This window comes from Amycolatopsis sp. NPDC023774, assembly GCF_040639695.1.
Classification (GTDB): domain Bacteria; phylum Actinomycetota; class Actinomycetes; order Mycobacteriales; family Pseudonocardiaceae; genus Amycolatopsis.
Genome location: NZ_JBFAAJ010000073.1, coordinates 1 through 8,205, shown reverse-complemented (window position 1 = coordinate 8,205; position 8,205 = coordinate 1). Strand labels below are relative to the sequence as shown.

14 protein-coding genes are annotated in these 8,205 nt (G+C 67.4%); all 14 read left to right on the top strand.

The window, feature by feature from the left end:
- Positions 1-427 (top strand): hypothetical protein (locus AB0F91_RS46385; protein WP_360608797.1); only part of this gene is annotated, 427 nt, incomplete at its 5' end.
- Between the two features lie 580 nt (positions 428-1,007).
- Complete coding sequence (locus AB0F91_RS46380; RefSeq protein WP_360608795.1) at positions 1,008-1,172, top strand: hypothetical protein; 165 nt, start codon at positions 1,008-1,010, stop codon at positions 1,170-1,172.
- Positions 1,173-1,174: 2 nt separating this feature from the next.
- The gene (locus AB0F91_RS46375; protein WP_360608793.1) at positions 1,175-1,336 is read left to right on the top strand and encodes a hypothetical protein; all 162 of its coding nucleotides are present in this window, start codon (positions 1,175-1,177) and stop codon (positions 1,334-1,336) included.
- 10 nt (positions 1,337-1,346) lie between these two features.
- Complete coding sequence (locus AB0F91_RS46370) at positions 1,347-1,520, top strand: hypothetical protein (RefSeq protein ID WP_360608791.1); 174 nt, start codon at positions 1,347-1,349, stop codon at positions 1,518-1,520.
- A gap of 1 nt (position 1,521) precedes the next feature.
- Positions 1,522-1,785: a hypothetical protein gene (locus tag AB0F91_RS46365; RefSeq protein WP_360608789.1), complete on the top strand. Its 264-nt coding sequence runs from the start codon at positions 1,522-1,524 to the stop codon at positions 1,783-1,785.
- Position 1,786: 1 nt separating this feature from the next.
- Entirely contained in the window at positions 1,787-1,969 is a 183-nt protein-coding gene (locus AB0F91_RS46360; RefSeq protein ID WP_360608788.1) for a hypothetical protein, read from the top strand.
- Between the two features lie 98 nt (positions 1,970-2,067).
- Complete coding sequence (locus tag AB0F91_RS46355; protein ID WP_360608786.1) at positions 2,068-3,435, top strand: FtsK/SpoIIIE domain-containing protein; 1,368 nt, start codon at positions 2,068-2,070, stop codon at positions 3,433-3,435.
- Positions 3,435-3,788: a hypothetical protein gene (locus tag AB0F91_RS46350; protein WP_360608784.1), complete on the top strand. Its 354-nt coding sequence runs from the start codon at positions 3,435-3,437 to the stop codon at positions 3,786-3,788. The genes AB0F91_RS46355 and AB0F91_RS46350 overlap by 1 nt, the downstream gene beginning before the upstream one ends.
- Positions 3,789-3,790: 2 nt before the next feature.
- On the top strand, positions 3,791-4,012 hold the full coding sequence (locus tag AB0F91_RS46345; RefSeq protein ID WP_360608782.1) for a hypothetical protein: 222 nt from the start codon (positions 3,791-3,793) through the stop codon (positions 4,010-4,012).
- Positions 4,013-4,149: 137 nt separating this feature from the next.
- Complete coding sequence (locus tag AB0F91_RS46340) at positions 4,150-4,431, top strand: hypothetical protein (protein ID WP_360608780.1); 282 nt, start codon at positions 4,150-4,152, stop codon at positions 4,429-4,431.
- Between the two features lie 68 nt (positions 4,432-4,499).
- Positions 4,500-5,330, top strand: coding sequence for a hypothetical protein (locus AB0F91_RS46335; RefSeq protein ID WP_360608778.1), 831 nt, complete (start codon positions 4,500-4,502; stop codon positions 5,328-5,330).
- Between the two features lie 103 nt (positions 5,331-5,433).
- Positions 5,434-6,804 carry a replication initiator gene (locus AB0F91_RS46330; protein WP_360608776.1) on the top strand — a complete coding sequence of 457 codons (1,371 nt, stop codon included), beginning with the start codon at positions 5,434-5,436 and terminating at the stop codon, positions 6,802-6,804.
- Positions 6,776-6,952, top strand: a complete 177-nt coding sequence (locus tag AB0F91_RS46325; RefSeq protein ID WP_360608774.1) for a helix-turn-helix domain-containing protein — start codon at positions 6,776-6,778, stop codon at positions 6,950-6,952. Before AB0F91_RS46330 ends, AB0F91_RS46325 begins: the two co-directional genes overlap by 29 nt.
- The gene (locus tag AB0F91_RS46320; RefSeq protein WP_360608772.1) at positions 6,952-8,112 is read left to right on the top strand and encodes a site-specific integrase; all 1,161 of its coding nucleotides are present in this window, start codon (positions 6,952-6,954) and stop codon (positions 8,110-8,112) included. The genes AB0F91_RS46325 and AB0F91_RS46320 overlap by 1 nt, the downstream gene beginning before the upstream one ends.
- Positions 8,113-8,205: the final 93 nt, after the last annotated feature.

Here is an 8,205-nt window from a genome sequence, read left to right as displayed (position 1 = left end):
TATGCAACACGATACCAGCAGCGCCTACACCTGGAGGGTCAACATGCAGGACATCTCGTGGTACAGCGGCAACTACAAGTTCATGGTCACGGAGGCGCCGGTGATGAAGATGCGCGAGGACAAGAGCGGCGAGATGGTGCCGGTGGTTGACCGCAAAACACAGCTGAACGCGTTCGTGGTGATGCTGTTCGCCAAGCCGCGTCCGGTTCCGGGGGAGCGTCCGGGCAAGGGTGAAGAGATCAAGGTGACCCTCGCGACGGACCCGGGGGATGGGTTCGATGAGGGCACCTACGTGGAGCTGATCAACCCGGTGCTGAACACGTACCAGACGACGAACGACGAGGGCCGTATCACGGGCTCGGGCCTGTGGTTCAAGGCTGAGGGGATCAAGCCTGCCGGTTCGGGCGCGATTCGCGACGCCGCCTGATTCGGCCCAAATGACCGGCGGGTGACCGGTCGCGCGGCGGCTACCTCCCCGGCTGTTCGCGGAAACACCACCCTGGAGCCCTTCCCAAGTCGGTTGGCTGCCCGTTTTCGAGTCGGGCAAGGGCACTTTTCGTTCATTGACAATTACAGAGTGAGCCGATCCATGCCAAAAATGCGCCTGTTTGTGGTGGCGCGCCTCGATTCCCACCCGGTTTCGTGTGGGGGTCCTGGGGTTTTACCACGGATATGCGGTACGGAAAGGAGAACGATTATGGGCAAGGTTTCCGCTGGTCCGGACGGGTTGTCGACGTTCGACCCGTACGGCCCGAAGAGGATTTCGTGATGGCCGACCACGTCTGCGCGGCTGATTTCTGGCTTTCTCCGACTGGAATTGCGACGTGCAACGTGTGCTCGCGCCAGTGGGACTACGTCAACTAGGGAGGAATGAGAACGATGGTGGCTGAATGGAGCCCGTTCGTGTTCTGGTTGGTGATCGTGGGCTGCCTCGCTGTGGCTTCGCCGATCATGGCTGGGCTGACCCTCGGGGCAGCGGTCACGGTGATGGTGGCGGGGAGGAAGCGATGAGCCGCCCCGTCCGCATCGGCGTGGTGATCCGAATGCTGGCCGCCCGCCTGGAGCGTGAGCGCGCCGAAGCACTGACCGAACCGGCCGACGACATGGCTTGGCAGGCCGGCTACTGCGAGGGCCTGCGCTACGCCCAGCACGTGATCCGGAAGGAGAGCTGAGGATGCCGGAGATCCTGGCCATCATCCAGGCCGCGAACGTGGCCTACCGCAAGTTCACCGAGTCCAACCCGGACCGCGAGATCAGCGTCGCGGTCGGCAACGCGGTCAAGTTCCTGACCGCAGATCTCACCACGGCGGCCGAGTTGACCGCCACAACGCGGTAAGGCTGAACGAATGCAGGAGATCACGAACATCGTCACGGCGGCGCACACCGCCTATCAGGGCCTGCGTGACAGTGACGCGCCCCAAAGCGTGAAGGAGAACGCGGCCCGGGCAGTGCGGCTGCTGGTCGCGGACTTGTCCGGGCTGAACTGGTCGGTGGAGAACTGCCCGGAGAGGTGGAGCTGACATGCAGGTGGGATTCCTCAATCGGCGGGCCCAGGAACGGTACGGGACGTTTGTGGCGACGTTGGACATGATCGCCGACGTGCTGCGCGGAGTCGACCGGGTCATCGAGACCTACGACGAGGACGCGATGAGCGGCTCGTGGACCATCGCCACCCGCGACGAGCTCAAGGCGCACCGCACGCGGGCGTTCGACGAGCTCGACCGGCTGCGCACGCTCGGGAAGAAGCACGAAGCCGAACTCGTCTCGCGAGACTGGAGGCTCTGACATGGCACACCAGGTCGATCGGGTCGTCGAAGACCTCGACACGGCACTGCGGCAGCTCAAGAGCGTGATGCGCGGAATGCCGGTCAACCAGAACGGTTTCAAGGCCGCGCACGACAAAGCGGCCCGCGCGTTCGGCGTGCTCACCACCGAGCTGACCGACGCGCGACCCGCGCTCAAGCCCTGACCACCCCGCCTACTGCATCATCTCGCACGAGATCGGCCCCGCCCTCCACCCCGGAGGCAGCGGGGCCGTTCTCGTCTTACCGGAAGGACTACACACTCATGAGGCACCCCAAGTCGAACCGCAAGGTCGGGACCGAGTTCAAGGGTCTCAAGTGGACCGCCCGCCACCCGGGCTCCGTCCTCGCCCCCGCCGGCCTCCTGGCCTCCGGGATCGAGCTGGGCTGGACCGCCACCGGCGGCGTCATCGGCGGCACCACGCTCGGGCTGTGCACCTGGTACCGCGCACACCCGGACACCTTCGACCACCACGCCGCGCCCCGGATGCGGGCCTGGCGTCGCCGCTGGTCCACCTACTTCGGACCCCGGTTCAACCGGGCGCTGCGGGCCTGCGACCTCTACGTCATCGACCGCCGCACCGACGAGATCCGCTACCCCCGCGTCACCAAGGTCCGGTCGCACTCGCCCTCGGTCGACACCGTCACCATGGACATCCCGGCCGGCATGGGCCGCCGCGCCTTCGAGGACCGCGCCGAAGTCCTCGCCGATGCCCTGCGGGTGGAGCGGGTCGCGGTGGAGCGGGTCAAGCCCGGCCGGGTCGCGCTGGTGATCCAGCGGCACGAGCCCTTCACCGAGACCATTCCCGCCCCCGAAATGCCCGACGAGCCCGGCGCGGTCGACCCAGGCGACATCTACATCGGGGAGACCGAGTACGGCACCGAGTGGCGCCTGTCCATGCTCGCGAAGCACATCTTCATCGCCGGGGCCACTGGGTCGGGTAAGAACTCGATTCCGCTCTCGCTCCTGCGTGGGCTGGCCCCGCTCATCCGGGACGGGCTCGTGCGCCTGTGGATCTGCGATCCCAAGCAGATGGAGTTCCGCAAGCTCGCCGGTATCGCTCACCGCTACGCCGACGAGGAGGCCGCCTGTGCCGAGCTGATCCACGACTACGTGGAGGACATCCGCCGCGTTCAGCGTGACTTCGCAGCCACGGGGCAGCGCAAGATCACCATGTCGCGTGAGACCCCGCTGAACCTGCTGATCATCGACGAGATCGGCGCCTTGCTCGCCTACGGGGACGCCGGCATCGCTCGCACGATCCGCAAGGAGCTCGCGCTGAGCACCTCCCAGGGCCGCGCGACCGGGCACGGCTCGATGGTGCTGGTCCAGGAGCCGACCAAGGACACCGTTCCGGTGCGGGACCTGTTCCCGATCCGCATCTGCCTGCGGGTCACCACTCAGTCCCACGTGGACATGACCCTTGGAGACGGTGCTCGCCTGCGGGGTGCGCTCGCCGACGAGATCCCCGAGGGTGAGGCAACCGCCGGCATCGGGTTCGTCATCCGCCCGCGCTCCCGCGTTCCGCAGCGGGTCCGCGCCGCCTACGTCGCCGACCACGAGATCGACGAGATGGTCGCCTTTATTGCGCGGGGTTCCGCCGGCGCTCCGGCCCTGACGGTGGTGGCGTGATGTCGCTCGTGAATTTCCCCGTACTGGTCCGGTGTCCGCACTTCGAGATCCTCGTGCAGGACCGCCGTGGCTGGCCTGAGGAGACGGATCAACGGTTGTACCTGTCCCGGGAAGTTGCCGAGCAGCGGGTTGACCGCGTGATGCTTCCGGGAGAGTTCGGTGGCCGCGTCGTGGAGTACGAGGCCGCGTACTACGCCTGGTGTGTCGTCTGCGGCGATTTCCCCGGGAGCGACGAATTCATCTACGCGGACTGGCTGGGCGTTGTGCAGTGCATCGACGCTTCGCCCGGCTGGTCTTACACGTCCGAACAGCTCGTGTTCTGCCCGAATCACCGACCCGACAAGGAGAACTGACCATGTGGCGAATCGGTTTTTACGTGTGGCGGACGTGGCTGTGGGTCAAGCTCGCCGCCCCGGCCCTGCTCGTGCTGTTCCTGATCTACCTCGCGCAGGGCGCTTCGGCCTTGTTCTGGAGTGCGCTGGTGGTGTTCGGCTGCATCGCCCTGGGGGTCGGGATCGCACTGACGGCCTTCCGCAATCAGGAGTTCGGCCCGGTCGGTCGGGAGCGTGTCCGATGAGCCGCCGGACACAGGACTCTGCGCAGCTTGGCCTCTTCGGGGACGTTCCGCCCGCACCGGCTCCCGCATCCGGCCGACAGTGCCCGCCAGCGAAACTCCGGGGCCGCGCACCGGCCGGACACGTCGGCAACCCGCTCGTGGCCAAGGACGTGCTCGCCGAAGTCCGGGACGGACGCTTCGCCCTCCTCGACGACACCGACCGGGTCATGGTGTTCGAGGACACCGATCGCGTTCGATTCGCCCTGGAGGAGGACATCGTGCTGCACCTGATGTCCATCGACTACATCCAACGTGGCGCGGGCCGAGACGAAGTGTTCGCCTATCACGGCGCCATTCAGCGGCTGGTGACGCCGATGAAGCTCACGGCCAAGGGGCGCACGATGCTCCAGCGCTGGGCCAACCTCGCCGGCCTGGGCTGAGAGCGGCGACCGTCACACCGATCACTGTGATGACTCCACTGTAGACGCTCCCGAAAGGAGGGAACATCGTGTTCGGCAAACCCAAGTCCACCGCCGGGGAAGACCCGGCCCCCTCGCGCCGCGTCCGCGTCCTGGCCGAGCAGCTCGACGAGGCCCGCGACGTGCACCGGCTGTCCAACCACCCGATGCTCGCGGCGGTCACCGCAGATCGCTTCCGTGGCTCGGTGACCCGCACCATGTGGGTCTTTCTCGCGGTCGGACTCGGGTTCACCACGACCGGCGTGCACGACTTCCTCGCCGGTGACCGCCCCATCACCGACCCGCTGTGGTGGGGCGCTTGGCTCGCCGAACCCGCGCTCGCCGGCATCCTCGTGACCCTGCTGCGCTGGGAAGCCGCCATGCTCTCCCACGGCGTCGCCACCGACGCCAAACCCGTCCGCTACCTCAAGCGGCTGCTCCTGGCCGCCACACTCGTGGCCAACGTGTGGGCCGGGCTCGCGCCCGCGCACGGCGGGATCTCCAAGGGCATGGTCTTCTTCCACCTCGTCATCCCGCTGGTGGTGTTCCTGCTCGCCGAGGTCATGCCGATCATTCAGCAGACCTGCACCCGCGTCCGAGAGCAGGCCCTCGCGACCGTCCCTCGCGACCCGGAACCCGCTCCGGCCGCTCCGGCCGCTCCGGCCGCGACCACGTCGGCACCGGCACCAACTCCGGCGCCGTCGTTCAAGCTCCCACCGGACGTCGCCGCCCGCATCCACGCCGCCGCCACCGCCGCGCGCGACGAGGGCCGCACCCTCACCACCGACGACATCCGCCGCGTTGCTCGCCTCCCCGAGGCCATGGCCAACCGGGTCCTCGCGGACCTGACCAGCCACAACGGACACCCCGTCACCACCTGATCCGCCTTCCCGCGGACCGCCTTCATGGGCGCGGGAGTCGGCTGCCATTACGGCCCGGCTCCCGCGCCTTTTCCATGCCCACAGAACGAAAGGGCTCTCGCCGATGCACACGCTCGAAGACCGCCTCGCCGCCCGAGTACAGGCTCTGGACTACGACACGTGGCGCGCCAAGGTCCACGCCGTCAACGGCTGCGCCCGACCCATCCGGCTCTCCGGAGCCCACCAGCTCCAGGACGCGACCACCGAGGTCGTGCTGCACCACCACGGCGGCGACATCTTCGCCCCGTGCGGCAACCGCCGCGAATCGGTGTGCCCCTCCTGCTCGGACCGCTACGCCGCCGACGCGTTCCACCTCATCCGCGCCGGCCTCATCGGCGGCCACAAGGGCGTCCCCCAGACCGTCACCGACCGCCCCCGCGCCTTCGTCACCCTCACCGCCCCCTCGTTCGGGCACGTGCACCACGCCCGCACCAGCGCCCGGGGCAAGCGCATCCCGTGCGGCTGCGGGGAGTTCCACCACGACGCCGACACCCGCGTCGGCACCCCGCTCGACCCCGAGACCTACGACTACACCGGCTCGGTGCTCTGGCAGGCCCACGCCGGCGCCCTGTGGCAGCGCTTCACCACCCGCCTGCGCCGCGAGATCGCCAAACGCGCCGGGCTGAAGGTTCGCGAGTTCACCGAACACGCCCGCCTCTCCTACTCCAAGGTGGCTGAGTACCAGCGGCGCGGGCTCGTGCACTTCCACGCCGTGATCCGTCTCGACGGCCCCGAGGGCGCCACCAGCCCGGCCCCCGCGTGGGCGCACCCGGACCTGCTCGACGACGCCGTCTACGCCGCCGCAGGGGGCGCCTACGTGAGCGCCCACTACCCCGACGGGACCCCACTCACCGTCGTGTGGGGCGAACAGGTCGACGTCCGCCGCATCGAGCCCATCGGCGCGGCAGAGCTGGAGGATGACGCCGGTCGGATCAGCGAGGGCCGCCTCGCCGCCTACATCGCCAAGTACGCCACCAAGGGCACCGGCAAGAGCGAAGCCGCCGACCGGCCCATCCGCTCGCAACTCGACATCGACTTTCTGAAGGTGAGCGAGCACCACCGCCGCATGATCCAAACCGCGTGGGATCTCGGGGACCTGCCCGCGTACGAGGACCTCAACCTGCGCCGCTGGGCCCACATGCTCGGGTTCCGGGGCCACTTCCTCACGAAGTCCCGCGCCTACTCGACCACCTTCAAGGACATTCGCGGCGACCGCCGCCGCTACCGGCTCGAGGAAACCCTCGACCGCCTCGGCCTGGCCGACCGCGCCGACTCCATCGCCGTGATCAACGCATGGGACTTCGACGGCGCCGGCTACCGCGACGACGCCGAACGCGAACTCGCCGCCGGCATCGCCGAACGCATCCGAGACGACCGCAAACTCAAATACAGCAAGGAAAACGACCATGGACAAGAACCTGCTCAGCGTGGATGACCTCGCCGGCTACCTCGCCGTGCCCGTCAACACGATCTACCAGTGGCGCAAGACCGGAAAGGGTCCCAAGGGCTACAAGATCGGCAAGTACGTCCGGTACCGCCCCGACGAGGTCGACGCCTGGATCACCGACCAGGGGACCGCCTGATGGCCCGCCCCGCGCTGCCGCTCGGGACGTGGGGAGAGGTCCGGACCTATTCCAACAGCCGAGGCGGGCATCGGGCCACTGCGCTGTACAAGGACTACGACGGTGTTACCCGCCCCGTCGAACGGCACGGGAAGAGCCCGGCACAGGCGAAGAACAACCTGCTGGCGGCGCTGCGTGACCGATCGCAAGCAGCCGGCGACTCAGAGATCACTGCTGAGACCAAGGTTGGCGTGGTCGCAGAGAAGTATTTCGAGGAGCTGGAGCGGTCGGACAAGGCGACCCGTACGAAGCAGGACTACGCCGGCGCCTGGCGGCGATACTTGAAGAAGCCGCTGAGCAACCTCGTCGTGCGGCAGATGAAGGTTTCGGTTGCGAATCGGGTGCTGACGAAGGTCCGTGACGACCACGGCCCCGCCGCCGCGAAGCAAACACGGGCGGTCCTGACCGGCATTTGCGCGTTGATGGTGCGGCATGACGCGTTGGATGAGAACCCGGTCCGCGAGATCGAGTCACTCAGCATTCGGAGCAAGGCGCCTAAGGCAAAGAGAGCAATCAACGCGGGCAACGTCTCCGAGATCTTGGGGCTCTTCCACGCATCCGAGGTCGCCAAGCGCCGTGATCTCGTGGACATCGAGGATGTCCTCTCAGGACTCGGGTGCCGGATCGGGGAGCTTCTCGCGCTCGATTGGGAGACCTCGGTCGACTTCGACGGGGGCACGCTTTGGATACACGGAACCGTGATCCGAGTGGAGGGTGTCGGGCTCGTGGTTCAGCCGTACACCAAGAGTCCGGCCGGCATGCGGCGCATCCGACCGCCCGTCTGGGTCATGGACATCTTGAGGCGTCGGTATGAAACCGTGACCTCGGAGTGGGTTTTTCCTAGCACCACAGGAACTCTCCGTGACCCTGACAACACGCGGAAGGCAATCCGGGGGATCGTCGCGGGTACACCGTTCGTCGGGATCACGCATCCGCACGCGTGGCGCCACTACGTCTCCGACGTGCTTCACCGCGCCGGTGTGAGTGCGCGTGAGATCGCTGACTACCTCGGACACGACAAGGTGAGCACGACCCAGGACCACTACCTGGAGCGTGGCGTCGTCGGGGAAGACGCAGGTCAGGCCCTGAGCGACCGTCCACTTACGAATCATGTGGGTTAGGTATGGGCGTCGGCATGCAAAAACCCCTGGTCACTGACGTGACCAGGGGTTTCGTGCCCCCGGCAGGACTCGAACCTGCGACCTAGAGATTAG

Bases quoted from the DNA above. Each gene is read 5' to 3' on its own strand.
- AB0F91_RS46370 (WP_360608791.1), top strand. From the start codon at position 1,347: ATGCAGGAGATCACGAACATCGTCACGGCGGCGCACACCGCCTATCAG.
- AB0F91_RS46375 (WP_360608793.1), top strand. From the start codon at position 1,175: ATGCCGGAGATCCTGGCCATCATCCAGGCCGCGAACGTGGCCTACCGC.
- AB0F91_RS46330 (WP_360608776.1), top strand. From the start codon at position 5,434: ATGCACACGCTCGAAGACCGCCTCGCCGCCCGAGTACAGGCTCTGGAC.
- AB0F91_RS46360 (WP_360608788.1), top strand. From the start codon at position 1,787: ATGGCACACCAGGTCGATCGGGTCGTCGAAGACCTCGACACGGCACTG.
- AB0F91_RS46355 (WP_360608786.1), top strand. From the start codon at position 2,068: ATGAGGCACCCCAAGTCGAACCGCAAGGTCGGGACCGAGTTCAAGGGT.
- AB0F91_RS46380 (WP_360608795.1), top strand. From the start codon at position 1,008: ATGAGCCGCCCCGTCCGCATCGGCGTGGTGATCCGAATGCTGGCCGCC.
- AB0F91_RS46365 (WP_360608789.1), top strand. From the start codon at position 1,522: ATGCAGGTGGGATTCCTCAATCGGCGGGCCCAGGAACGGTACGGGACG.
- AB0F91_RS46320 (WP_360608772.1), top strand. From the start codon at position 6,952: ATGGCCCGCCCCGCGCTGCCGCTCGGGACGTGGGGAGAGGTCCGGACC.
- AB0F91_RS46345 (WP_360608782.1), top strand. From the start codon at position 3,791: ATGTGGCGAATCGGTTTTTACGTGTGGCGGACGTGGCTGTGGGTCAAG.
- AB0F91_RS46350 (WP_360608784.1), top strand. From the start codon at position 3,435: ATGTCGCTCGTGAATTTCCCCGTACTGGTCCGGTGTCCGCACTTCGAG.
- AB0F91_RS46325 (WP_360608774.1), top strand. From the start codon at position 6,776: ATGGACAAGAACCTGCTCAGCGTGGATGACCTCGCCGGCTACCTCGCC.